Origin of the sequence: Nonomuraea mesophila (assembly GCF_004352805.1) — a bacterium.
Classification (GTDB): Bacteria; Actinomycetota; Actinomycetes; order Streptosporangiales; family Streptosporangiaceae; genus Nonomuraea; species Nonomuraea longispora.
Map to the genome: position 1 here is coordinate 21,156 of NZ_SMLD01000012.1, position 24,063 is coordinate 45,218.

At 70.0% G+C, this 24,063-nt stretch carries 24 protein-coding genes and 2 pseudogenes; 10 read left to right on the forward strand and 16 right to left on the reverse strand.

Features of this window, described 5'->3' with window-relative positions; genetic code table 11:
• Positions 1-358: 358 nt before the first annotated feature.
• Together E1295_RS07065 and E1295_RS07070 are read left to right on the forward strand one after the other, a co-directional pair.
• Positions 359-991 carry a carbonic anhydrase gene (locus E1295_RS07065; RefSeq protein WP_132628863.1) on the forward strand — a complete coding sequence of 211 codons (633 nt, stop codon included), beginning with the start codon at positions 359-361 and terminating at the stop codon, positions 989-991.
• Between the two features lie 200 nt (positions 992-1,191).
• Positions 1,192-2,214, forward strand: a complete 1,023-nt coding sequence (locus E1295_RS07070; protein ID WP_246079888.1) for an L-threonylcarbamoyladenylate synthase — start codon at positions 1,192-1,194, stop codon at positions 2,212-2,214.
• A gap of 294 nt (positions 2,215-2,508) precedes the next feature.
• On the opposite strand, the gene E1295_RS07075 is transcribed toward E1295_RS07070, so the two are convergent.
• From E1295_RS07075 to E1295_RS07085, 3 genes and pseudogenes are all read right to left on the reverse strand, one after another.
• Entirely contained in the window at positions 2,509-3,540 is a 1,032-nt protein-coding gene (locus E1295_RS07075; RefSeq protein WP_132628865.1) for a TerC/Alx family metal homeostasis membrane protein, read from the reverse strand.
• 956 nt (positions 3,541-4,496) lie between these two features.
• A pseudogene (locus tag E1295_RS07080) lies at positions 4,497-4,802 on the reverse strand (STAS domain-containing protein); the annotation flags it as partial.
• A gap of 15 nt (positions 4,803-4,817) precedes the next feature.
• A complete protein-coding gene (locus tag E1295_RS07085; protein WP_132628867.1) occupies positions 4,818-7,439 on the reverse strand; it encodes an ATP-binding protein in 2,622 nt (873 codons plus the stop codon).
• Positions 7,440-7,504: 65 nt separating this feature from the next.
• Between E1295_RS07085 and E1295_RS07090 the strand changes: the two genes are divergently transcribed.
• Positions 7,505-8,626: an epoxide hydrolase family protein gene (locus tag E1295_RS07090; protein WP_220448575.1), complete on the forward strand. Its 1,122-nt coding sequence runs from the start codon at positions 7,505-7,507 to the stop codon at positions 8,624-8,626.
• Between the two features lie 349 nt (positions 8,627-8,975).
• Here E1295_RS07090 and E1295_RS07095 read toward each other — a convergent pair whose 3' ends face one another.
• From E1295_RS07095 to E1295_RS50005, 7 genes and pseudogenes are all read right to left on the reverse strand, one after another.
• Complete coding sequence (locus tag E1295_RS07095; protein WP_220448576.1) at positions 8,976-9,617, reverse strand: vitamin K epoxide reductase family protein; 642 nt, start codon at positions 9,615-9,617, stop codon at positions 8,976-8,978.
• On the reverse strand, positions 9,598-10,317 hold the full coding sequence (locus E1295_RS07100) for a DsbA family protein (protein WP_246079890.1): 720 nt from the start codon (positions 10,315-10,317) through the stop codon (positions 9,598-9,600). Before E1295_RS07100 ends, E1295_RS07095 begins: the two co-directional genes overlap by 20 nt.
• A gap of 79 nt (positions 10,318-10,396) precedes the next feature.
• Positions 10,397-10,681 (reverse strand): annotated as a pseudogene (locus tag E1295_RS50735) (DUF418 domain-containing protein); the annotation flags it as partial.
• Positions 10,678-11,676, reverse strand: coding sequence for a saccharopine dehydrogenase family protein (locus E1295_RS07110; RefSeq protein WP_132628870.1), 999 nt, complete (start codon positions 11,674-11,676; stop codon positions 10,678-10,680). The pseudogene E1295_RS50735 and the gene E1295_RS07110, both read right to left, overlap by 4 nt.
• Positions 11,673-11,855: a hypothetical protein gene (locus E1295_RS49995; protein ID WP_220448579.1), complete on the reverse strand. Its 183-nt coding sequence runs from the start codon at positions 11,853-11,855 to the stop codon at positions 11,673-11,675. The genes E1295_RS07110 and E1295_RS49995 overlap by 4 nt, the downstream gene beginning before the upstream one ends.
• Before the next feature lie 5 nt (positions 11,856-11,860).
• Entirely contained in the window at positions 11,861-12,244 is a 384-nt protein-coding gene (locus E1295_RS50000; protein ID WP_281284721.1) for an MFS transporter, read from the reverse strand.
• A 24-nt stretch (positions 12,245-12,268) separates the two neighbouring features.
• Positions 12,269-12,652, reverse strand: coding sequence for a hypothetical protein (locus E1295_RS50005; protein WP_220448581.1), 384 nt, complete (start codon positions 12,650-12,652; stop codon positions 12,269-12,271).
• Positions 12,653-12,691: 39 nt separating this feature from the next.
• Here E1295_RS50005 and E1295_RS07120 point away from each other — a divergent pair, with 39 nt between their 5' ends.
• Positions 12,692-13,363, forward strand: a complete 672-nt coding sequence (locus E1295_RS07120) for a TetR/AcrR family transcriptional regulator (RefSeq protein WP_132628871.1) — start codon at positions 12,692-12,694, stop codon at positions 13,361-13,363.
• Positions 13,285-14,085, forward strand: a complete 801-nt coding sequence (locus tag E1295_RS07125; protein WP_246079891.1) for an aldo/keto reductase — start codon at positions 13,285-13,287, stop codon at positions 14,083-14,085. The genes E1295_RS07120 and E1295_RS07125 overlap by 79 nt, the downstream gene beginning before the upstream one ends.
• Here E1295_RS07125 and E1295_RS07130 read toward each other — a convergent pair whose 3' ends face one another.
• Positions 14,086-15,168 carry a serine hydrolase domain-containing protein gene (locus E1295_RS07130; RefSeq protein ID WP_166427116.1) on the reverse strand — a complete coding sequence of 361 codons (1,083 nt, stop codon included), beginning with the start codon at positions 15,166-15,168 and terminating at the stop codon, positions 14,086-14,088.
• A 64-nt stretch (positions 15,169-15,232) separates the two neighbouring features.
• On the opposite strand from E1295_RS07130, the gene E1295_RS48550 reads away from it, so the two are divergent.
• From E1295_RS48550 to E1295_RS51770, 3 genes are read left to right on the forward strand one after another with little or no spacing between them, the layout of a single operon-like run.
• Positions 15,233-15,475 carry a hypothetical protein gene (locus E1295_RS48550; RefSeq protein ID WP_166427117.1) on the forward strand — a complete coding sequence of 81 codons (243 nt, stop codon included), beginning with the start codon at positions 15,233-15,235 and terminating at the stop codon, positions 15,473-15,475.
• A 48-nt stretch (positions 15,476-15,523) separates the two neighbouring features.
• Positions 15,524-16,177 carry a response regulator transcription factor gene (locus E1295_RS07135; RefSeq protein ID WP_132628873.1) on the forward strand — a complete coding sequence of 218 codons (654 nt, stop codon included), beginning with the start codon at positions 15,524-15,526 and terminating at the stop codon, positions 16,175-16,177.
• Positions 16,178-16,179: 2 nt separating this feature from the next.
• Entirely contained in the window at positions 16,180-17,427 is a 1,248-nt protein-coding gene (locus E1295_RS51770; protein ID WP_220448582.1) for a sensor histidine kinase, read from the forward strand.
• A 184-nt stretch (positions 17,428-17,611) separates the two neighbouring features.
• On the opposite strand, the gene E1295_RS07145 is transcribed toward E1295_RS51770, so the two are convergent.
• Positions 17,612-17,965, reverse strand: a complete 354-nt coding sequence (locus E1295_RS07145) for a VOC family protein (protein WP_220448583.1) — start codon at positions 17,963-17,965, stop codon at positions 17,612-17,614.
• 229 nt (positions 17,966-18,194) lie between these two features.
• On the opposite strand from E1295_RS07145, the gene E1295_RS07150 reads away from it, so the two are divergent.
• Positions 18,195-18,644, forward strand: a complete 450-nt coding sequence (locus E1295_RS07150) for a DUF1801 domain-containing protein (RefSeq protein WP_132628875.1) — start codon at positions 18,195-18,197, stop codon at positions 18,642-18,644.
• A gap of 108 nt (positions 18,645-18,752) precedes the next feature.
• On the opposite strand, the gene E1295_RS07155 is transcribed toward E1295_RS07150, so the two are convergent.
• The 3 genes from E1295_RS07155 to E1295_RS07165 all read right to left on the reverse strand — a co-directional run bounded on the left by E1295_RS07155 (position 18,753) and on the right by E1295_RS07165 (position 21,761).
• The gene (locus E1295_RS07155) at positions 18,753-19,586 is read right to left on the reverse strand and encodes an SDR family NAD(P)-dependent oxidoreductase (protein WP_132628876.1); all 834 of its coding nucleotides are present in this window, start codon (positions 19,584-19,586) and stop codon (positions 18,753-18,755) included.
• A gap of 270 nt (positions 19,587-19,856) precedes the next feature.
• A complete protein-coding gene (locus tag E1295_RS07160) occupies positions 19,857-20,501 on the reverse strand; it encodes a response regulator (protein WP_132628877.1) in 645 nt (214 codons plus the stop codon).
• A gap of 12 nt (positions 20,502-20,513) precedes the next feature.
• On the reverse strand, positions 20,514-21,761 hold the full coding sequence (locus E1295_RS07165) for a sensor histidine kinase (protein WP_166427118.1): 1,248 nt from the start codon (positions 21,759-21,761) through the stop codon (positions 20,514-20,516).
• 146 nt (positions 21,762-21,907) lie between these two features.
• On the opposite strand from E1295_RS07165, the gene E1295_RS07170 reads away from it, so the two are divergent.
• Entirely contained in the window at positions 21,908-23,377 is a 1,470-nt protein-coding gene (locus E1295_RS07170) for an alpha/beta fold hydrolase (RefSeq protein WP_132628879.1), read from the forward strand.
• Positions 23,378-23,474: 97 nt separating this feature from the next.
• Here E1295_RS07170 and E1295_RS07175 read toward each other — a convergent pair whose 3' ends face one another.
• A complete protein-coding gene (locus E1295_RS07175; protein WP_132628880.1) occupies positions 23,475-23,936 on the reverse strand; it encodes an alpha/beta hydrolase in 462 nt (153 codons plus the stop codon).
• Between the last annotated feature and the right edge of the window lie 127 nt (positions 23,937-24,063).

Consider the following 24,063-nt stretch of genomic DNA (forward strand, 5'->3'; position numbering starts at 1 on the left):
CATGAACGGTGGCTGAGCTGCTGGAGGGGGAGCCAGGCCGTGAGGGGCGTGGGCATCCAGGCGCCAGTCACGCGGTGTTCCGGGACGCCCATGCCGTCACGATCAGTCGTCGGCCGGCGCCACGGTGCCCGCAGGGTGTGACGGCGGGAACGGGGTGGAGGTTCGACATCGTGCCTGCTGCCACGGTGGGCGGTGGCCGAGCATGGTCGGTGCTGGGCCGGACCCAACAGCGTCCAGAATACCGGAAGCAGTTTTCCGGCATCGAGTGGCCGCGTTGGTGGAGCCGAGCGTGGGGGCGCGTGCGGCCGGCATCGGGACGGTACGTGGGCCGTGGCCTGATACCCAGTAGCCTGCGGCCATGACTGAGATCCTGAGGCTGACGCCCGATGATGCGTTGGCGATGCTGCTGGAGGGTAACCAGCGGTTCGTCGCCGGTACGCCGGAGCACCCCAACCAAGATGCCGCCCGCCGCGCCGAGACCGCGCCGGCGCAGAGCCCGTTCGCGGTGCTGTTCGGGTGCTCCGATTCCCGGCTGGCCGCCGAGATCATCTTCGATCGGGGCCTGGGTGATCTGTTCGTGGTCCGCACGGCCGGACACGTGGCCGGCACTGAGGTGCTGGGCAGCATCGAGTTCGGGGTGAGCGTGCTGGGCTGCCCGCTGGTCGTGGTCTTGGGCCATGAGTCGTGCGGAGCCATCGCGGCGGCGCGGGCCGCCGCCGACGGCGGCAGCACTCCGGCCGGGTTCGTCCGTGACGTCGTCGAGCGGGTGATGCCGAGCGTGCTGGCGGCCCGCGCCGCCGGACACGATCAGGGCGAGCAGATCCTGCATGAGCACATACGGCACAGCGCCGACCTGCTGCTGGAGCGCTCGCGCGTGCTGGCCGAGCGGGTGGCCGATGGCCGCCTGGCGGTGGTGGGCCTGTCGTATCGGCTGGCTGATGGCAGTGCGCGGCTGGTCGCCGCGCATGGCCTGAGCAGGGCTGCGGTCTGAATACGCCTCCGGGTGGCGGCTTCGGATTGCCTGGGCGAGCAGGCATTGCACGTGCTCGGGCAGAAGGGCTGGGCCCTGAAGGAGTGGTGGCGCTGCCGGCTGCTCTAGCTTGCGCGGGCGGGGTACCGGAGCGTCATTGAACATCGTCGCGTCGCTGCGCACGGAATGCGGCGGCAAACAGCAGTGGAAGGATGGCGAGGGTGACGGCAAGACCAGGTGACATCGACAGCGCGGCCGCGGACAGGGCGGCCATCGACAGGGCGGCCATCGACAGGGCGGCCGGGGTGCTGCGCGGCGGAGGTCTGGTGGCCTTCCCGACCGAGACCGTCTATGGGCTGGGTGCCAACGCCGCCGACGGCGCCGCCGTCACGCGCGTCTTCCAGGCCAAGGGGCGGCCGCCCTCCCACCCGCTGATCGTCCACCTCGCCGACGCGGAGCAGCTGGGCGACTGGGTGGCGGACGTGCCCGCCCCCACGCGGCTGCTGGCTGAACGCTTCTGGCCGGGGCCGTTGACGCTGGTGCTTCGGCGCGGCCGCCGGGTGCCCCTGGAGACGACCGGCGGCCTGGAGACGGTGGCCGTGCGCGTGCCCGCCCATCCTGTCGCGCTCGCGCTGCTGGCCGCCTTCGGCGGCGGCATCGCGGCCCCCTCAGCCAACCGCTTCGGCTCGGTCAGCCCCACCACGGCCGGCCACGTCCGCGCCGAACTCGGCGACGCCGTCGACGTCGTGCTGGACGGCGGCCGGTGCCAGGTCGGTGTCGAGTCGACCATCGTCGACGCCACGGGCGATGCTCCGAGCATCCTGCGGCCCGGCGGAGTGACGCGCGAAGACCTGCAAGCGGCGCTGGGGCGCCCGTTCGCGGTCCCATCGACGAGCCACATCCGGGTGCCCGGCCAGCATCCCTCGCACTACGCGCCGCGGGCCCGGGTCGTCCTGGTCGAGCCCGACAAGGTGATCGCCGAAGCGGAACGCGCGCAGGAATCGGGGCACCGGGTGGGCGTCCTGCTTCCTGCCGGCTTCGCCGAGGCCGAGGTGAAAGCGCACGCCGTGGTGGCGCTGCCCGCGTCGATGCCCGCCTACGCGCGCGAGCTGTACGCCTTCTTGCGCGAACTCGACCAGCGAGGCTGCGACCTCATCATCGCCTCCCCGCCGGCGGAGCAGGGGATGGGAGCCGCGATCGCCAACCGGCTGCGCCGGGCCGCAGGACCTCGGCCCGCCGTGTGAGCGGCACCGCCGCCCCTCTGTATGACAATGACCGGCCGGGCAGACGTGGACGGGGTGTCGGGACTCTGCTCACGAGTATTAGCGCTAAGCCCGGGTGGATCCCGCACGTGGACGGCCTTCCGAAGCCGGGTCCGGCGTGTACATCTAACAGTCGTTAGATGTACACGCCCGAGGGACGCCGGGAGGACCACCGAGTCCGGCCCAGGCGTTGATCGTCCTGTCCTGCGCCCCCCATACGCGGGCCATTTGGGCCCTGAAATGGCTTCGGAGCGGAAACCGGGGCGCCACGCGGGGTCAACCATCCGGGCGTGAGCCGGTGACACGTTGGACATCACGGCGGGCGTCGCGGCGGTTGGCGTGCACACTGGTGATCGTGACGGTCGTCAGGACCACGATGATGACGCCGAGTGAGACGAGGGTGGGGATGTCTGGGACCGCAGGCCAGATGCCGTGCGCCCAGTGCAGGAGGAGCTTGACCCCGATGAAACCGAGAATGACGCCGAGCCCGTGGTTGAGGTGCCGTAGCTTCTCCAGCACGCCCAGCAGCACGAAGTACAGCGCCCGCAGGCCCAGCAGGGCGAAAGCGTTGGTGGCGAAGACGAGGAAGGGGTCTTCGGTCACGCCGTACACTGCGGGCACCGAGTCAACCGCGAAGACGATGTCGGTGGCGAACACGGCCACGATGGCCAGCGCCAGCGGGGTCAGGGCGCGTCGGCCCTGCTCGTGGACCATCAGGCGAGGGCCGCGGTAGTCGCCGGTGATCGGCATGAAGTGCTGCAGCAGACCGACCGAGCGCATCGAGGAGATGTCCACCTCCTGCTCCTTGCCGCTTAGCGCGTCGGCGAGGATCTTCCCCGCGGTGACGATCAGGATCGCGCCGAACAGCAGGAACGCCCAGGTACCCCTCTGCAGCGCTGCCGCGCCCAAGGCGATGAAGACCGCGCGCAGCGCCAGTGCCCCGATGATGCCGTACAGCAGCACCCGCTGGGCCAGCTCGCGTGGCACCGCGAAGGCCGACAGCAGCAGCATGAACACGAACAGGTTGTCCACCGACAGCGACTTCTCCACCACGTACCCGGTGTAGAACTCCACCGCCGCCTGCGATCCGAACGCACGCCACACATAGACGCCGAACAGCAGAGGAAGCGCCAGGTAGAAGACCGACCAGCCGACCGCCTCAGTCATCTGCACCTCGTGCGGGCGCCGCGTCACGAGGAAATCCGCGCCCAGCAGCAGCGCGAGGCAGCCAACGGTGATCGCCCACAGCTGCGGCGAGCCGATCGTCTCCAGCGGAGCAGCCGTCATCAGACTGGTTGGGGCGGGCATGGAACCTCCTCGAACGCGACAGGGCTGTTCGAGGTCTCCTTCACCCACGACCGTGCGGGCGGCCGCCCGGGGACGAGGTCACGCCCGTACTGACCGGGCCGGCTCTTGGGAAGTACTCCCCTCGCCCTTCCAGGCTAGGCGAACCCCCTGGTCAGCTCCACTTCGGCGGCTCCCCGTGGTGATCGTCAAGCGTTTGACCGGCACCGCGAGCTGGGTTGATAGTGGAAGGAGCACGCAAGGGGAGTACCCGCCATCCGGCATCCCGGTCGTCATCACGGTCTGCACGCCTGGACAGGCCCGGCAGGATGGCCCTCCGCCGTCTTGCTCGCGGCCTGCCCGACGCGGCTGCAGAGGCGGAGGGTGCGGGAAGACCTTCGTCCTCGTGGCCGCATCTCCAGGCGAGGCCGAGGGGGAGTCCTTATGTCGATCAGTGTGCTGCTTGAGATCTTGGCAGGTATTCTGCTGATCTTTTCCGCGATCATCAGCGCCGCTGCGCTGTGGGTTCCACCGCGACGGTCCCACGTCGCCGTCCGCCGCCGCGCCGCTTCCCGCAGGCAGCCTGTCGAGGACCGCCGGGATTGGCCGGGAAGGCGTGGCTGACAAGAATGCCGAGCCTGTCAATCTGCCGAAGTGCCCACCGGACCGCCAGCAGACAGGGGCAGGAACCTGAAGCATGCCGCGGCGACGGTTCGTCGATGCCAGTCGTGGTGGCATCGCAGGCTTCGATCAGTCAGGGCCGGTGATCCGCCGGGCGACTGCCGCGGCTGCGCCCCGAGCGTGATCCCGCTCGCCAGAGCGGCACCCAGTCGCACGTACGGCGTCTCCTCGACCGACGGCGGCACGTCCGCACGAACGCGCCGCGGTACTCGGGCGAGAACCAGGCCAGGCGCGCCGCGCGCGTCGAACGCCGCCGAGGTGCCTCTGCCTACTGTTCGGCCTCGGCGCCGCTGCGCGTGTCAGGGCCTGCGACGGTACCGGCGAACAAGTCGATGAGCCGTTTCACGGCAACGGTGTTCTGGCTGGGATGACGCAGGTGGCGGCCCGGCACGACGCCCGGTGGCTGTGGCGCGGCCGCCGGCCTTGGTGCTGCCTTGCACGACCTGGACAGCCTCCTCCACCGACGCCTCGATGTGGAAGGCGGTCAGCAGGCCGGTGACGGCCAAAATGCGCTCCATGTGGTGCGGGACGGCCGACAAGAGCAGCGTGCTCTGCTGTTCCCGGCTCTGGCGCAGCAGCAGCACCAAGATGCCGACGCCCATCGAATCGCAGAAGTCTGCTCAGTCACTGAGGGTGAGCTTCGCGAGCTGGGTGCGTGCGGTGACGCCGAGCTTCGGAAAGGCCTTGTAGAGGTGTTGCCCCACGGTTCTCGGGCTCAGGAACAGATGCGCGGCGATGTCCTTGTTCGACAGCCCTTGGGCGGCCAAGCGAACGATCTGTCGTTCCTGCGGTGTGAGCTGGGCGCAGCGGTCGGCACCAGTGTTGCGCTGGGTGCTCCAGCCGGTGGCGCCCAGCTCCGTGCGTGCCCGCTCGGCCCAGGGGCGCGCGCCGAGCCACTCGAACGCCTCCAGCGCGGCCCGCAGGTGCTCTTGCGCGTCGCTGGTTTGGCGTGCCCTGCGCAGCCATTCGCCGTACAGCAGTTCGGTGCGAGCGCGGCCGAAGGGCCGTTCGTGCGAGGCAAGCGCGGCACGGAAGTGCGCGTCGGCGTCCGGGGTGGTGGACAGCAGGGCACGGCAGCGGGAGACCAGCGCGTCGGCCCACCGCTGGTGCAGCATCTCGGCCCAGGACTCCAGCCGGGTGAACGGCTCTGCCGCGCGGGCGTTCCTACCGCTGCGCACGGCGGCCTCGACCAGGTCGGGTACCAGGTGCATGGCGGGGGTTCTGTTGCGGGATTTGCCGTACACGAGCGCCTCCAGCCCGAGCAGGGCCTGCTCGGGGCGGCCCTGGCCGAGGTCGAGGAGCGTGAGCGCGGCGGGGTTGGCGCTGGCGGGGTCGAGCGGGTCTCCGTGGACGGCGGCAAGCTGGTCCAGCAAGATGGTGGCCAGACGTGACCAGGCGGGTTGCCCGGTGTCAGCGGCGATGCTGGCGGCCTCTTCAGCGAAGCCGCGCGCGTCGGCGTAGCGGCCGCGGGCGTACTCGACGCGGGACAGGAAGGTCAGCGCCTGCGGTAGCAGCCCGATGCGGCCCTCGGCGCGGATGGTGGCGGTGGCCGCCAGGGCGAGTTGGTGGGTGCGGGCGTCGTGGTCGGCCAGGCCGAGCCCGCCGATCAGCAGCAGTCCGCGGCGGTCGGGTCCGGCTTGCGCGCGAGCGGACTCGATCACCTGGGCCAGTGGCGGCAGCCCGGCGGAGGGTCGGGCGAGGGCGAGCACCACGAACCAGCGGCACAGCTGGTGGATCGCGACGACGTCGGCGTCGGGCGGCACCCGCAGCGCGTCGAGCTGCTCGGCGGTGCGGTGGGCCATGTCACGGTCGCCGTCGAGCCAGATCATGGAGGCGGCATCCAGCAGCAGCCAGGCCGCCGAACTCGGGTCGGTAGCGGCCAGGTGGTCGACACCGGCCGACAGCATTGCGTGCGCGCCCTGCAGGTGTCCCTCGCCGTAGTCGGAGCAGGCCCGCACGCGGATCAGGCGGGACGTCAGCTCGGCGCCGGGGTTCCCGGCGCCGAGCGCCAAGGTTCTGGCCCGATCGAAACGGCCGCTGAATTCGGTGGCCTCGGCCGCCAGGGTGAGCCTGCGGGCGCGCTCGTCGGCCGAAGGGCTGAGCGCGGCGGCACGTTCGTAGGCCGAGGCTGCCGCGGCGTAGCCGCTGCGGACGTGGGCACGGGCGGCGGTCGCCTCCAACCGCGCCGCGACCTGCTCATCGGCCGTCAGCGTGGCGGCGGCCAGGTGCCAGGCACTGCGGTCGGCGTCCGCCGTACCTTCCAGAACGTGGCTGAGGGCGTGATGGACGGCCAGCCGCCGGGCCAGCGGCGTCCGCTGCCAGACAGCCGCCCGGACCAGCGGATGACGGAACTCCAGCCGTGAACCGTCGGCCGTACGGATCAGACCGGCCGCGCTGATCTCTTCCAGGTGTTCCGGGGCGCAGCCCAGCGTGCGCGCTGCGGCCAGTATGATCGCGGGATCCGCGGTGGCGTCGGCGGCGGCGACCTGGAGCAGGACGCGCGCGGCCGTGGATAGCCCGTCCACCTGGTGGGCGAAGCCCTCCTCCAGCCGGGTGGTGAGCGAGAGTTCCCCCTGGCTTTCACCGGACTTCGGCAGCTCCAGGAGTGCGAGCGGGTTTCCGGCGGCCTCGGCGAGGATCCGCTGCCGAAACTCGGCGGTCAGCGGGCGGGCGGCGGAGTTGAGCACCTCGCCGGAGGCCACCTCATCCAGGCCTGCCAGTTCCAGTACCGGCAGCCCTGGCGCGGTGAACCCGGTGCGGGCGGCCAGCAGCATCGCCACCCCTTCACCGGCCAGCCGCCTGGCGGCGATGACCAGTGCGTCCGCCGAGGCGCGGTCAAGCCATTGCGCGTCGTCCACCAGGCACAGCACCGGGCCGTCCTCTGCCAGTTCCGCGAGCAGTGACAGGACGGCCAGCCCGATCAGGAACCGGTCTCCCGTACCGGCCGGGCCGAGCCCGAAGGCGCCGCGCAGGGCGGCGGCCTGCCGTTCGGGGATGCGGTCGAGGCGGCTGAGCACTGGCCCGAACAGCAGGTGGAGCGAGGCGAAGGCCAGTTCGGCCTCCGCCTCGATGCCGGTCGTCTGCAAGATCTGCAGATCATCGGCCGCCGCGGCGTGGTTCAGCAGGGCCGTCTTGCCGATGCCCGGCTCGCCGAGGATGACCAGGGCGCCGCTACGGCTGGCCCGTGCGTCACTGAGCAACTCGTCAATGGTGCGCGACTCGCGCGTTCGGCCCCGAAGCATATGTCCGGATATTACCTATGCGATGACTCATGCTGCCGCGTCGAGCCCTGCCTAGAGTCGTGGACATGAAGCCCTTCAGCGTGAACATTGCCCAAGCCGACCTCGATGACCTGCACGAACGGCTCCGCCGTACCCGATGGACCCGCGAGATCGCGGGACAGGGCTGGAGCCGGGGCGTGCCGCTCGACTACCTCAAGGGACTGACCGACTACTGGCTCAACGACTTCGACTGGCGGGCGGCCGAGGCCGAGTACAACAAACACCCGCAGTTCGTCACCGAAATCGACGGGCAGAACATCCACTTCCTCCACATCCGATCCAGCTCCGAGGACGCTCTGCCGCTGCTGCTCCTGCACGACAACCCCGGCGGCGTCATCGGATTCCTTGACGTCCTCGAACCGCTGTCGCGCCACTTCCACCTGGTCGTGCCCTCCTGCCCGGGTGTCGGCTTCTCCGGCTACCTCGCCTCCCCGGGCTGGACGGTCCCCCGGACGGCTGCCGCCTTCGCCGAGCTGATGTCCAGACTCGGCTACGAGCGGTACGGCACGCAGGGCGGCGGCGGAGGCGCCAACTTGGGACTGGAGCTGGCTCGCCAGGTGCCGGAGCGGCTGATCGGCGTGCACGTCAACGCCTACGTCGCCTTCCCCTCTCCGGACGAGAGCGAGTTCACCGCCGATGAACAGCGGCGCCTGGGCATCATGCAGACCTTCATGCAGGACGGCTTGGGCTTCAACCAGATCATGTCCACCCGGCCGCAGACCATCTCCTACGGCTTGACCGACTCTCCGGTCGCACAGCTCGCGTGGATCGTGGAGAAGTTCAAGGAATGGACCGACTCGGCGGCCGAACTGCCCGAGGACGCCTTCTCCCGCGACCGGATCCTGACCGACGTGAGCGTCATGTGGTTCACCGCCACCGCCGGTTCGGTGGCCAACCTTTACTACGAGGTGGGTCACGACCCAGGCGCCTACGCGCCCAAGCAGCGGGTGACGGTCCCCACCGGGGTGCTCCTGGCGAGGGAAGACGTCACGATCCGCCGCTTCGCCGAGCGTGATGCCATTATCGTGCGGTGGACCGAGCTCGCCGGCGGCGGCGCCTACCTGGCGCTCGAGTCGCCCGGGCTGCTGGTGGAGGACGTGCGGGCGTTCTACGCCACCCTCACCACCACCGGCGACGCCGGGGAGTAGCAGACCGAGCGATTTTCGCGCTCGACCGTGGCAGGGATTCAGTCGAGCGCGATGAGCGATCCGGCCATCCGCAGCAGGTCCAGCTGGGCTGCGCCAATCGGACCCAGGCCGCCCTCCTCGCCTGCCGGCACGGCATAGAGAGTGTTCGGCCACAGCCGGAGAACTCGGGAAGAACCGGCTGAGCCTAGATCGATCGTGCCAACTGACCGGGTTGGAAGCCGGCTACGGACACCCAGTCAACGATCAGGCCTCGGCCAGCCCGTCATGCAGGCGGGTGAAGTCGATGTCCAGGCGGGGCTCGTACGCCTCGGGGGGTGACGGGGCCAGCCAGGCGTTGACCCTGATCGGCTCAGATCAAGGTGCTCCAGTACGCCCAGAACCGCGCCGCGATCAAGGTCACGATGCCGAGGAACCACAGGGTCAGGGCCACGGTGTGATAGCCGGCCGCCGCCTGGGCCGCCCGCCGCGCGGCCGCTGATGGGCGCAGGTCGCCGGTGGTCGCGTTGTGCAGGGTGACGTACCAGAAGATCGGAATGGTGACCGTCCAGACGATCATGCAATAGGGGCACAACGCGCCAATGACGTAGAGGCTCTGAAGGATCAGCCAATGCACGAAGACGACACCTACCGTGGCGCCTGCCTGTAAGCCGAGCCAGAACCACCGACCGAGCCGGGCCCCGGCCAGCAGGGTGGCGCCCACGGTCGTGACGACGGCGAAGCCTGCGATGCCCAGCAGCGGGTTCGGGAAGCCGAACAGCTCCGCCTGGGGGGTTCGCATGATGGAGCCGCAGGCGAGGATGGGATTGATGCTGCAACTCGGCTCGTAAGCCGGATCCTTCAGCAGCGCGATCTTCTCGACGGTGAGTACGAACGATGCGAGCAGTCCGGCGGCGCCGCCGATCAGCAGCAGAGCTGGCAGCAGCCGAGGAAAGGGCGGCATCGCGGGCGGATTTGCGGGCGGCGCCGCGCGGTCACCTGGCGAGCGCCGCATCGATGGCCGCCGTGAACTCGTCCTCGGATCGAGGCTGGATCTTCGTGCCGTTGAGGAAGAACGTCGGGGTGCCCTGGACGCCCAAGGCCTCGCCGTCGGCCGCGTCTTTCTGTACGCGGGCGAGGGTGGCCGGGTCGTCGTAGGCCTTGTTCCAGGCGTTCATGTCCAGCCCGAGCCCCTTGGCATAGCCGCGGAAGACTCCCTCGGCGGACCTCTGCTGCCGGCCCCAATGGTCCTGGGTCTCATACATCAGCCGGTACATCGCCTCGAAGTGGCCCTGCTGGGCAGCGGCCTCCACCGCGCGGGCGGCGGGCATGGCGTTGATGTGGGCGGCGAGCGGGAAGTGCCGGACCACAAGGGTGATCTTTCCGGCGTACTTCCGGCGCAGCCGTTCTATCACGGGGTAGTGCGCCTTGCAGCCGGCGCACTGGAAGTCGAGGAACTCCACCAGCGTCACCTTGCCGTCCGGGGCGACCTGCAGGCGGTGGCTGTCAGGGCGCACCAGCCGTGACTCGCCGGCCGCGCCAGTGTCAGGACGGGAGGTGTTGACGGCGAGCATGACGGCCAGTACCACGACGAACACGCCGGCAACCGACAGCGAGATCACGGCGTTCTTCCTGCGCGTCGCCTCGCGCCGGTCGTCGGCGCGGATGGCCTCTATCTTGGTGCGCCGGGCCTGGGCCCGGTCCTGTTGTGACACTCGTTCTCCTGATGGATCGATGCGGAACATTCGTCCGCTGGTCATGGGTTCGCAGGCCGGCGTTTCGCCGCGACAACCGGCGCAGCACGGTCTCGGCGGGTCCTGGGTGCCGGCGGCGCTCCAGAACGCGGGCTGCGGCCACGGTGATCAGCCATACGGCGACCGCGTAGCCGGCGATGGCCGCGCTGTGCAGGCGGGAGCCGAGCCCGAGGCCCCACGCGGCGAGCATGGGGGCGCAGAGCAGCGATTGCGCGAGGTAGGCCGACAGGGAGCGTTTGCCCACGGCGATGAGCAGGAGCATGCCGCCCCAGGCCAGGTCCGGTGCCAGCACCCGCGCGCCGCGGGCGGCTTCGGTGACGGTCATGCGGGCGTGGCCTGACGGCCGTCGCCGAGGTCGAGGTCGAATCCGTCGGCGGCCAGTTCGGTCAGGAAGGCAGCGGGATCCACGAGCTGCTCGACGTGGTGTGCGCCGGCCGGCAGGCCGGGCAGGTGGCGGATGAGCAGGGCGGCCATTCGCCCGGTGGCGCGGCTTTGCCGCCGTCCGCTGAAGGAGGCCTGGACCGTGCCGCCGCGCACCGTCACGGCGAAGCCGTCCCCGCCGACATGGACCGCGCCGAGCACGGCCAGCAGCAGGCGGCGAACCTGGGGACGGCGCAGCAGGCGGGCGACGGCCGGCCGCCTGGCCACCGACAGCAGCCGGGTGAGCAGGCGAGAGTCCAGGCACAGCCCCGTACGGGCCGCGCCCACCCCCAGGGTGGTGGGCAAGGTGTACTGGTCGGAGAACGGGAAGCGGTGCACGGTGCGCTCGCCATACGACTCCGGGAACCGCATCGTCCATGAGCCCTCCAACCGCCCGAGCCCGTCCAACGTCCAGGCCAGCGCGGCGGGCCCGTGCGCTTCACCTGAGCCGAGCAACGCGCCGATGAGCAGGCCGTCCGCCGCCGAGTGCTCGGCGCAGAAGCGCGCCAGCAGGTTGGTGACACCGGGGATGAGGCCGACGCTGAGTGCGAGCGTGGCGCTGTGTTCCCTGGCCGGCCCGTCCAACTGCTGCAGGCCGGTGAGCAGCGGGTGGGAGGCCGTCACGTCCACGTAGCTGATGCCGCGCTCCACGCAGGCGCGGGCGACGCGGACGTTGTCGATCTCTGCGCACATGAGAACGGTGCCGACCCCGTCCAACGCCCGGGACAGATCGGCCGGGTCGGCGGCGTCCACGCGCATCGCCGTGGTCCGGGGAACGGGCGAGGCCTTGCCCGGGTTGCGCCCGGCCACGATGACGTTCGTGCCGGGACGGCTGACGAGCGCGGCGGCGGCCTCGCGGCCGACCGCGCCGTAGCCGCCCAGGATGAGGATGGTGTTCATCGGCGGTGCGCTCCTTGCGGTTGCGGGGTGGTGGCCGGGTCTGCGTACCGGCGGGTGAACATGACCAGGGCGCAGGCGATCCCGAGGACTGCCAGGCCGGCGGCGATGGCGAAGCCTCCCCTGAGGGTGTCGGCGACGTCTCCTGACGAGCCGGTCCACGCGGCCGCGGCCATCAGCACGCCGGTCAGGCCGACGCGACGCCCACCCGCTGGGCGGTGTTGAGCAGGCCGGAGGCGGCCCCTTGCTGGTCGGCGGGTGCGGCGCGTACGGCGGAGGCGGTGGAGCCGACGAAGACGGCCGGTAGTCCCATGGCGAAGGCGATGCTGAAGGGCAGCACGACGGTGAGGAATCCGGCACCGGGGTGCAGGAAGAGCGCGTATCCGGTCAGTCCGAACCCGAGCAGGCCCATGCCCGCCGCCAGCACCAGGCGCGTCCCGAAACGTCCCACCGCCCAGGGCGGCACGGTCCTCGCGGTCTCCATGTTGACCATCGCGATCGGCAGCACGGCGAACCCGGCGGCGATCGCCGAATATCCCATGACCTCGTGCAGCATGGGCGACAGGAGCACGAACGCCGGTACGTGCGCGGCGCCTCACCAGTGCATTGGCCACGGTGCCCGCGCGCACCTCGCGCTCGCGAAGCAGCCCGGGGGCAGGATCGGTTGCGGGTGGCGCCGCTGGTTGACCGCGAAGACGCCGGCGAACGCCACGGTGACCGTGGTCGCGGCGAGGGCGCGGGTGTCCCAGCCACGTGCGGGGAGTTCGGAGGCCACGAACACCAGCGCCAGCAGGCACCCGGTGCCGGTGAGTGCGCCTACCAGATCCAGGGCCAGGCCGGTTTCGGTGAACGCCAGCGCCACGCCCAGCGTCGGGAGCGCGACGTTGACGATGGAGACCTCGAGGAACAGCACGAGCTCGACCGAGGTCAGCAGCAGTAACGCCGCGAGCCCGCCCCAGCCCCATGTTCTTGTAGCCATGCTACAAGAATGTTTCTATAGTGACGCTATAGTCAAATCGTGAGCCAAACACGACGACACCAAGCCGGACGCGCACCCGAGAAGGAAGACGGGCGCACCGCGCGAGCCCGATCCACCCGCGCCCGCATCACCGCCGCCGCCACCGACCTGTTCACCACGGCGGGCTACACCGCCACAAGCATCACCGCCGTCGCCGACAAGGCGGGGGTGAGCGAGCAGACCGTCTACTACGCCTTCGGCACCAAACGGGCCATCCTCACCACCGCCCTCGACCTGGCCATCGCCGGTGACGACGAACCCGTCCCCACCCTGGAACGCCCCTGGGTCCGCGACGCGCTCGCCGACCCAGACCCACTCCGGCAGCTGCGCCGCCAGGTCGTGGGCGCCGGAGACATCTACCTGCGTGCCGCACCCCTGCTCGACGTCGTGCGCAGCGCCGCCACCACCGACCCCGACCTCGCCGAGGTCTGGACCACCAACCTCCAGCAACGGCTCACCGTCCAGCGCGTCTTCGCCGACGCCCTGGCCCGCAAGGCGGCCCTGCGCGACGGGCTCACCGCCGAAGCCGCCGCAGACATCGCCCTGGCGCTGCTCTCGCCGGAGACCTACAACCTGCTCGTCAACGACCGTGGATGGACCCACCAGCGGTGGTACGACTGGGCCACCGACGCGCTCGCCCGCCTGCTCACCACGCCGGACCTCCACGCCTGAATCCCGTCTCAGCGAACCCAGGAAAGACACGCCGTTACTCGACCTCGCTGGACCTGGTCCTGGAGGTCCAGGACACGTTCTGCCCGTGGAACGCCGGCCGCTACCACCTGCGTGCCGACGAGGATTCCGTCACCTGCGAACGTACGCCGGCCCGGCCCGACCTGCGGCTGACCTCCGCCGAACTGGGCGCGGCCTATCTGGGCGGCACCACCCTGTCGTCCCTGGCGGCCGGCTGGGACGCGGGGATCCGCTACTTCGACACCTCGCCCCACTACGGCATCGGGCACTCCGAGCGCCGCATCGGTGAACTGCTGCGCGGCAAGCCTCGGGCGCAGTACACCCTGTCGACGAAGGTGGGCCGGCTGCTGGTCCCGCAGGAACCGCAGGGCCGGATGGACGAGGCCTTCGCCGTACCGGCCACCCACCGCCGGGTCTGGGACTTCTCACGCAACGGCATCCGGCGCAGCGTCGAGGACTCCCTGACCCGCATGGGCGTCGACCGGATCGACGTACTGTTCCTGCACGATGCCGAGGAACACTTCGAGGCGGCCCCCCAGGCCGCCATGGCCTTCCCCCTGCATCACCCCTCCGTCACGGGCATCGTGGTCGGCATGCGATCGGCGCAGGAGGTGCGGCCGCTTGGTCACCGAGCCGTTGGTGCCGTTGGCGAATGTGCTGAGGCCGGGTCTCGTGCCGTCGGAAAGCTGGTCTGTCCTGGTTGATCAGCTGGTGCCGCAGAGGGCGTGGTCGACCAGCGTCGTGAGGGCGCGATCGGTGTGCAGCAAGGCTTCAAGGTCGGCGGGAGAGCGGGAGGTGACCTCGACCGCGACGCTACGTCCGCCACCGGGGACAGCGCCTACCCTGGTGCTGAAGCCCGCCTCGTCACCGCCGTGGCCCCAGTAGCCGCCGCCGCAGCTCAGCGGCTGGTACATAAGCCCGAGGCCGTAGGCGGCGCCAGCGACTCCCATGTCCTGGAGCGCCTTGGCCGGAACGGTCTTCTTCATGTCGGCCAGCTGAGCTGGTGCGAGAAGCCTGCCGCTCAGCAGGGCGCGGAAGAACCGGTTGAGGTCGCCGGTGGTGCTGATCATCGCCCCGGCCGCGTCACCCAGGCTCTGGTTGTGTGTGGTGACGTCTGTCAGCGGGCCGTCCGGCGTGAACCGGGTGTAGGCCTTGGCGTGCGGGTTCGGCAGGCGCGGATCGGCGCCGGGAATTACGGTGTGCCGCATGGCCAGCGGGGTCAGGATGCGCCGCTCGATCTCCTCGCCCCAGGTGCGCCCGGTCACCTTCCGGATGATCATGCCGGCGAGGACGTAGTTGGTGTTGGAGTAGCCCCACTTCGCGCCGGGCTCGAACGACGGCTTGTGCTCCATCGCCAGCGCGACGAGTTGCTCGGGCTGCCAGGTCCGCAGCTGCGCTTGGCGCCATTGATCCACGGACGTGGCCGGCCGCAGGTATTCGGGGATGCCGCTGGTGTGCTGCAGGAGCTGCCGCACGATGATCTCGCGTCCGTCGTTGCCGTTGCCGCGTACGACGCCCGGCAGCCACATGTCCACGGTGTCGTCCAGCGACAATTTGCCCTCACCGACCAGTTGCAGCACCACTGTGGCGACGAAGGTCTTGGTGGTGCTGCCGATCCGGAAGTAGCCGTTCAACGGTATGGCCTTCTTGGTGGTCAGGTCGGCGACCCCGCTGCGCGCGGGCAACCGTCCCGATCGTGTGTCCACCTCGCCGAGCACTCCCACCACCCCCGTCGCATGCACGGCTCGCACGTCGTCGCGCAGCCGGTCCAGGGTCGCGCTGTCCACCTCCGGCTTGGCGGGCTGTACGGGTGCGGCCAGGCAGACGTCTTCGCAGTGCGGGGAGGCTGGCTTGGCCGGTCCCGGCGGCGTGAATGGCGTGGGCGACGGCGGCAGCGCCGCCGCGGACGCCGTCACCATGATGGCGGCGGCTGCTGCGACTGCCGCAAGCCGTTCGACGTATCGGCGGGATGGCGAATCGCTGCTGCTGGTGGACATGGAGCCACTCCTGGAAGGATCGATGGTCGGTTACCGGGAGGCACTCAACCGCAATGCCAGTTACTCGGAGGGAACGGCCGCCTTTACCTCGGTGTAACCCCTCGTCCGGGATACTGACGCCGGTGCTGATCTTGGGGGATGTGCGATGAGGGTGCTGGTGGTGGAGGATCACCGCGAGCTTGCCGACACCTTGGCGGGCGGGCTACGCCGCGAGGGCATGGCGGTCGACGTGGCCTACGACGGCGCGCAAGCGTTGCAACGTACCTCCGTCAACCGCTACGAGGTCGTCGTGCTCGATCGTGACCTGCCGGCTCTGCACGGCGACGAGGTGTGCCGGACGTTGATGACGGAACGGTATCCGGCGCGGGTGCTGATGCTCACCGCGGCCGCCACCATCGAGGACAAGGTCGACGGGTTGAGCTCCGGCGCCGATGACTACCTGCCCAAACCCTTCGCCTTCGCCGAACTCGTGGCCCGCGTCCGGGCTCTGGCCAGGCGCGCGCAACCCGCCGTCCCCCCGATCCTGGTGCACGGCGAGCTCCGCCTCGACCCCGGGCACCGCCTCGCCATGCGCAACGGCCGCAGGCTGGAGCTCAGCCCCAAGGAGTTCGCCGTCCTGGAACTGCTCCTGACCGCCCAAGGCCGGGTGGTCTCGGCCGAGGAACTGCTGGAACGCGCGTGGGACGAGGCCGCGGACCCTTTCACCGCCACCGTCAAGGTGACCATCAGCCGCCTGCGCCGCAAACTTGGCGATCCCCCGCTGGTCGAAACGATCCCGCACGCCGGCTACCGGCTCTGACGGTGCGCACGTTGTTCCTCACGCGGCCGATCGCACGATGGACGGTACGGCTGCGGCTGACGCTGCTGTACGGCGGGCTCGTCCTCGGGACGGGGGCGCTGCTGCTCGGCCTCACCTACGTGCTCATGGACCACGTGTTGCCCTTCATTCAGGTGGAACCACCGGCGCGGCCCAACCTGCGGGACACGATCACGCCGCCGACACTGCCGATGCCGGACCTTCAGGACGGGCCGGCGCAGCAGCGGGCCGAAGACATGAGGCAGTTCCTGACGGCGTCGGCGCTGGCGCTGGTAGTGATGACGTTCGTGTCCGCTGGGCTCGGCTGGGCGGTCGCGGGGCGGGTGTTGCGACCCCTGCGGACGATCATCACGACCGCGCGGGACATCACCGTGCGCTACCTACATCGGCGCTTGGACGTCCGGGGACCCGATGACGAGATCAAGGACCTGACGGACACGATCAACGGGCTGCTCGACCGCCTCGAGGCCGCGTTCGAAGCACAACAGGCGTTCGTGGCCAACGCCTCTCACGAGCTGCGCACGCCGCTGACCTTCGAGCGAAGCCTACTGGAGATCACTCTTGCGGACCCCGACGTGAGCGCCCAGGACCTGCGGGCCGTCTGCGAACGGGTCCTGGCCGGCAACCAGAGCCAGGAGCGGGTCATCGAGGCGCTCCTCACCCTCGCCCGCAGCCAGCGAGGGCTGGATCAGCTCCACGGCCTTGACCTGGCCAAGGCCGCCGCCACCGTCCTCGGCTCCACCCGCGAGCACGCCGCCGCGCGTGGGCTACGGCTGGAGACTCGGCTGGACGAGGCCTGCACGTCGGGCGATCCAACTCTCGTCGAGCGGCTGGTGGCGAACCTGGTGGACAACGCCGTACGTCACAACACCGCCGAAGGAGGCTGGGTGCGGGTCCGGACAGGCCTCGACGCCGGGCGGCCGACTCTGTGGGTGAGCAACAGCGGGCCGGTCATTCCCGCTGATCAGGTCGGTTCCCTGTTCGAGCCCTTCCGCAGACTTGTCACGGCGCGGACTGGACAGGAAGGCGGGTCGGGGTTGGGGCTGTCCATCGTGGCCGCCATCGCCGCCGCCCACGATTCCCAGCTCGACGCCCGCGCCCTCCCAGAGGGAGGCCTACGGGTCCGGATCAGTTTCGGGGTTGAGGAACCCAGGAACTGCGCTTCCCCTCGTAGCGTAGAGACCGAACCCGAGATGAGGTTGGGTCGTGGGAGGCACCAGGCGGAAGTTTGACCCGGAGTTCCGGGCGGGCGCTGTGCGCATCGTCAAGGAGACCGGCAACTGAAACAGCACCCTGAACCGCGAGACGAGCTGATCGCGGACCTCGCTCGGTATGCCCATACCAAGTCAACGAGTTCAAGATCGAAAGGCAACGCCTTGTTTCTTTACGGCTCCAGTGTTTCCCCAGTGTTTCCGCTCAGCTCTTCCGGTCACTCAAAATGCAGAACTCGTTGCCCTCCGGGTCGAGGAGGGTCACCCAGTGCTGCTCGTCCTGCCCGGTGTCGGCGCGGCGGGCGCCGAGGGAGAGCAGCCGGGCGACCTCGGCCTTCTGGTCGTCGGGGCGGAAGTCGGGATGGAGCCGGTTCTTCGACGTCTTGCCCTCGGGGACAGGGACGAAGAGCAGTCCCGGCATCTGGTTCGGCTCAGGCCGGATCTCGATGATCTCCTCGGATTCGTCGACCACTACCCAGTGGAGAGCCTCAGCCCACCAGCGCCCGAGGGCGATGGGGTCGGCGGAGTCGACGATGATCTGTTCCCATTGCAGTGCCATGGGTCTGATCATAGGCAGGACCGGCGGCCCACCTATCTCTCCGTCGAGGGGGCGTCCTCACCAGCAGCCAGCCGACCCGTGTCTCGCTTGCGACGGGGGTCGTCGCCATCATGAGTCCGGGCTCACCCGCGCGGGGGCGGCATCGATCAGGAATCGAGAAGCGCCGGCTTCTGCGGACGGTTAGCGTCGCAAGCACTTCACATCGATGACGAGCAGGAGGGTGACGGCGATGAGCGCGGACAGTAGCGCCACGGGCGGCTTCTCGGAGGAAGAGCGTGCTGCCATCAAGGAGCGTGCCGCGGAGTTGAAGAAGGAGGCGAGCCGCGGTCATGGCAGCAAGGCGGCGGCCGAAGAACGTGACGTGCTTTCGAAGATCGCGGAGATGGAGCCGTCGGACCGTGCGATGGCCGAACGCATCCACGCCATCGTCACCGCCAATGCCCCGGAGCTGTCGCCGAAGCTGTATTACGGGCAGCCGGCCTACGCCAGGAAGGGGAAGGTTGTGTGCTTCTTCCGGAGCGGGCACGTGGACAAAGAGCCTTACTCGACCTTCAGCTTCACCGCCGAGGCCAACCTCTCCGACGACAGCGGCCTGTGGCCCACGTCGTTCGCTGTGACCGGACTGAGCGACGAAGCCGTCAAGACGATCACCGCTCTCGTGAAGCAGGCCGTGAGCTGACGCACGTGCGTTGACCGACTGGCCCGCCGCGGCGACGGCACCATCCCGCGCACCCGGCTGCGCCGGACCGCTCACGCGGGGTACGGCGGCGCGGGGTGGCCGTGGACGTCAGGTGCCGAGCGGGCCGTGCGCCTGTGTCGAAAGGTCCCGCCAGTCGGCCCAGGTCGTGAGCCGGTCCGCGTACGCCTGCTGGATCATGGGGTGGAAGTCGTGGCCGAACAACACGCGCAGGGGCGGGTCGTCGGTGTCGGCGAGAGTGAGCAGCGCCTGGGCGGCGGCGGCCGGGTCGCCCGTGGGTTGCTGCGCGGTGGCCGAGAGGCTCTGGCGCAGTTCGTCGTAGGCCGGGTCCATCTGCGCCATGTGGCCGTAGTCGAGAGGGTTGTCGCCATCGCGGGTGGCGAAGGCGTCCGGCTCGATGATGGTCACCTTGACGCCGAAGGCGGCGACCTCGCCGGCGAGGGCCTCGTTGAGGCCTTCCAGAGCCCACTTGGAGGCGTGGTAGGCGCCGACGAGCGGCATGGCGACGAGCCCGGCCACCGAGGAGAGCTGGATGATGTGCCCGGAGCGCCGCTCGCGCAGGTGGGGCAGGGCGGCCTGGATCACCCACACCGCGCCGAACAGGTTGGTCTCCATCTGGTCGCGCAGTTCCTGCTCGCTCAGTTCCTCGACTGCGCCGATCTGGGTGTAGCCGGCGTTGTTCACGATGACGTCCAGGCGGCCGAAGTGCTCCTTGGCCTGTTTCACGCTGTCGAAGACAGCCGGCTTGTCGGTCACGTCCAATTCGAGCGGCAGCAGCGCGTCGCCGTAGGCGGTGACCAGGTCGTCCAGGCTCGCGGTGGTGCGGGCGGTCGCGGCGACGCGGTCGCCCCGGGACAGGGCGGCCTCGACGAAGTTACGGCCGAGCCCGCGCGACGAGCCAGTGATGTACCAGACCTTGCTCATGGTGTCCTTCCGTTGCCGTCCGGGCCGCGGTGGTCGTGCGGCGCTCACCGCGCGCCGGGCCAGGGCCTTCATGCGTGGAGATGTGTGGCCGCGCGGAACGTTCGCGCGGTGTCTTGACCAAACATGAGGCGTCGGCGATCCCTTCTCTGTGACGGTGCCGCTGTGTGACATGTGACACGGGCACGAATGTCACGCGGCGGTGGGGCGCGGCGGCTTGTGTGTGGATGCCGAGATCGGGGGCGGGCAGGCAGTAGCGGGTATGGAGGAGCCTCAGGCCTGCAGGTAGTGCAGGACGGCAAGGACCCGGCGGTGGTCGTTGTCCGACGGAGACAGGCCGAGCTTGGTGAAGATCTGCGTGACGTGCTTCTCCACCGAGCCGTACGACAGGAACAGCGCGGCGGCGATGGCGTGGTTGGAACGCCCTTCCGCCATCATGGCCAGCACTTCGCGTTCCCTCGGGGTGAGCGTGCCCAGGGTCTCCGTACGGCGGCTGGCGCCCATGAGCTGGGTGACGACCTCGGGATCGAGGACGGTCTGCCCGGCCGCGATCCGGTCGAGCGCGGCCAGGAAGTCCTTGATGTCGGCGACGCGTTCCTTCAGCAGGTATCCCACGCCATGGGCGCCGCCGGCGAGCAGTTGGGTCGCGTAGCGCGTCTCGACGTACTGGGAGAACACCAGCACGCCCACGTCTGGGTGTTCACGGCGAATCCGGATCGCGGCTCGCAGGCCTTCGTCGGTGTGGGAGGGCGGCATGCGTACGTCGATCACGGCGATGTCGGGGCCGTGTTGCGCGACGGCGGCCAGGAGTGCGTCGCCGTCGCCCACGGCGGCCACCACCTCGTGGTCGCGGGAGGTGAGCAGCATGCACAGGCCCTCCCGGAGCATCACGGCGTCCTCGGCGATGACGATGCGCATGTGCTGCTCCGTTCAGATGTGCAGGGGGAGTTGGACTGTGATCACCGTAGGTCCTCCTGCCGGGCTGTGAATGTCGATCATGCCGTCCAACGTCTGGATCCGGGCTGCCAGTCCGCGTAGTCCGAATCCGGTGCCGATCGCCGCGCCGCCGGTGCCGTCGTCGCGCACGCGCAGGGTCAGCAGGCCGTCACGCACCCGTACCTCGATGGCGGCGTGTCTGGCGCCGCTGTGCTTGACCACGTTGGCGAGCAGTTCCGTCGTGCAGAAGTAGGCGATGGCCTCGATGGCCGGGGCCGGTCGTTCGGGCAGGTCGGCGTCGAACCGGACGGGGATCGGGTTCCGTGCGGTGAGCGTGGCGAGGGCGACTTCCAGCCCTTGGTCGAGCGCCGGCGGGTGGATGCCGCGGATCAGGTCACGCAGTTCGGCCACGGTCTCCTTGGCGCTGCGGTGCGCGTTGTCGACGAGGACGCGGGCGTGCTGGAGGCGTTGGGGCTGGTCGGCCTGATCGAGCTCGTCCTGGGCCATGCCCAGGCTCATGGCCAGCGTCACCAGCCGTGCCGCCGTCCCGTCGTGCAGGTCCCGCTCGATCCGGCGGAGCCTGGTGACCGCGTCCTCTGCGGTCAGTGCCCGTGCCTGCTCCAGCCGGCGGATCCGGATCTCGCCCGGGGCGGGCCCGAGCAGCGTACGGGCGAGCACGCGCTCGAGGGCCAGGGCGAGGTGGACGCCCCAGGGGGCGAGGAGCAGCAGCGCCAGTCCGGCGGCGCTCACGAGCGCCGCGACCGGCCAGCCGGGGGGAGTCAGGTGCGCCCAGGCGGGGAAGTGCCCCCACAGGGGGCAGCCGAGCAGGAGCAGGCCGCCTCCCCACAACCCGGCGGCGGCCGTGCAGGCGAGCATGGCCGCCGGCAGCCGGAGCAGGCTGTGGATGACGGCGCGCCATCCTGTCACGTCACCGAGCGCCGTGCCGAGCCGGTTCAGCAGGCCCGGCCCGGCACGGAGCGGGGCGGGGTCGGGCACCCGCACTCCTGCGTACGCTCGTGCCAGTCGTCGATTGGCCGTGCCGAGCCCTCGGGCCGCCCTCACGCTCAGGGCCAGCATCGGCATTCCGACGAGATTCGCTGCCAGGATGACGCTCAGCAGCATGAATACGAGGTGGACCAGGCCGGCTCCTGCCATGAAGGGCAACATCAGCACGTAAGCGAGCTCACGCTGCGACCGCTCCCGCACCGGAGTAGTGATCAACCCCTCTGCTTGCCTGTCCACGCTCCTCCTCGCGAGACGCCGTACGCGTCCAGCCTGGCGGAAACGCACGCGCGAGAACACCCGGCCGGCCCGGGGGGACATCCCGGAACCAAGACGGAGGACGTCCCGGTGGTGGCCATCCGTTCGGTGCCGCCACAGTGATCGTCATGACGACAACCAAGCAGGGGCGCGGGCGCGGCAGGGTCAGGGGGCTGGTCATCGGTGTAACGGTGGCGGCGCTGGCAGGAATGGCTCCGGGGGCCTCCGCCGCTCGGGATGAGCAGCCGACCTGGCGGGACTGCGCCGGGCAGGGCGGACCGGCGGGCATGGAGTGTGCTGCGATCGAGGTGCCCGTGGACTGGGCCGAGCCGGGCGGGCCGAAGGTCGGGCTGGACCTGGCGCGGCTGCCCGCCACCGAGCCCGCGCAGCGGATCGGCAGCGTGCTGGGGGTTCCCGGCGGTCCCGGGGGCAACGGGATCGACGACCTGAAGCGCGCCGCGACCGACCTCACCGAACTGCGGCGCAGGTTCGATCTTGTCGCCTACAAGCCGCGCACCACCGTGTGGCGTGATCAGATGCCTCCTTCCTGCATGCAGCCGGGAGCGTCACTGTTCGAGCCGCAGGGCCAGAAGCAGTACAAGGCTTTGGCCGCGGCGATGGCCAGGGCCTTCGACGCCTGCCGGCGCGCGGACAGGACCGGCCTGTTCGCCCACATGGACTCTCTGTCGGTGGCCAGGGACATGGACGCGGTTCGCGAGGCTCTGGGCGAGGAGCGGCTGAGTTTCATGGCCAACTCCTACGGAGGAGTGGCCGCCGGGGCCTATGCCAGGCTGTTCCCGCAGCGCATCCGCGCCATGTATCTCGACGGGACGATCAACCAGGTCGACGGCTGGCCCGAGCAGGCGCTGCGGGCTCTGCCCGTCCTGGAACGGGTCTTCACCCGGTTCACCACCTGGTGTGCGGACACTCCCGCCTGCGCGTTGCACGGACAGGACGCCGGGGCGGTCTGGCGCGAGCTCATTCGAGACGCCGATCGCAGGCCGATCCCGGTCACGTCGTCCGAGTTCGGCGAGGGCGAGCTGACCGGATGGCATCTGAGGAGTTTCGGCTTCATCGGCGACCCCGGACCGAACCATTCGCGGTGGCTGGCCTTCGCCGAGGCGGTTGCCAAGGCCCGGGGCGGGGACGGGTCCGGTTTCGCCGATTTCGCTCTCGGCAACGCGCGGATCTGGGCCGCGCCCGGAGCGCTGGCGATGACGTGCGGAGATGAGCGTGGGTATCGCGGCTACGCGCAGTTGCAGAAGGTCCGCCGTCAGGCGCGGAAGATCTCGCCGAACTTCGGGGGAGCCTCGTTCGACGCGCTCGGATGCGCCGGCTGGCCGCTACCGGTCGCCAACCCGTCCCGCCCGCTGCCGGCTCGCGGCCTGCCGCCATTCCTGGGAGTCGGCAGTACGTGGGGCGACTACGCGTGGACCGAGAGCTTCACCAGGATGATCCCAGGATCAGTGACCGTCGGCTACGACGGGCCCGGCCATGTCATGTACTTGTCGGGCAAGAAGTGCCCTGTCCAACACGCCACCACGTATCTGACCAGCCTGAGGCTGCCCAAGGCTGGCAGCATCTGCCCTGCCGAATGACGCCATGTCGGAGGCCTGGGCTCGCCGCCGTGCACCCGGGCGATGCAGGCATCCGGCGTCTTCGGCATCCGTCGGCGGCTTCAGGGACCGCCGGGCCTCAGGACGGAGCGCAGCTTCCGGGGCAGAATTCGGCCTCGGGGTAGCGCGAGGACGGCTGGTCCAGGAGGGGATGCCGCTTGCCCTTCAGGTGCTGGTCGAGGAAGGCCGCCCCGTAGGCGCGGGTGAGCTCGGAGGCGCGCGCCGCGGGCAGGACGCCGGGGAGGGGCGTGATGCCGAGGGCGTCGGACAGCAACGGGATGTCGGTGAAAGATTGGTGCTCGGCGCCCGACAGCACGATCCAGCGTTTCCATCCGGTGAGCAGCTTCCAGTCTCGGTCCCACGTGTCGGCGGGGCCTCCGGAGACGTGCTGGGCCGAGCCCAGGAACATGAACGGCCGGGAGAAGCCGCTCTTGGGGATCCGGGCGTAGGCGGTGCCGTCCATGTCGATTCCGGCCCGCACGCGGGAGTCTTCGAGCATGGTCGCCATGGCGCTGGACCCGCCGATCGACTGGCCGACCATGGCGATGCGGGAGCGGTCGATCCGGCCGGATTCGTCCCATTTCGAGGGCAGCTGGTCGCCCGAGGGGGAGTGACGACGTCCTCCTGCGCCGCGCCGGCCGGGTCGGCGTGGTTGCCGGCGTGTTGTC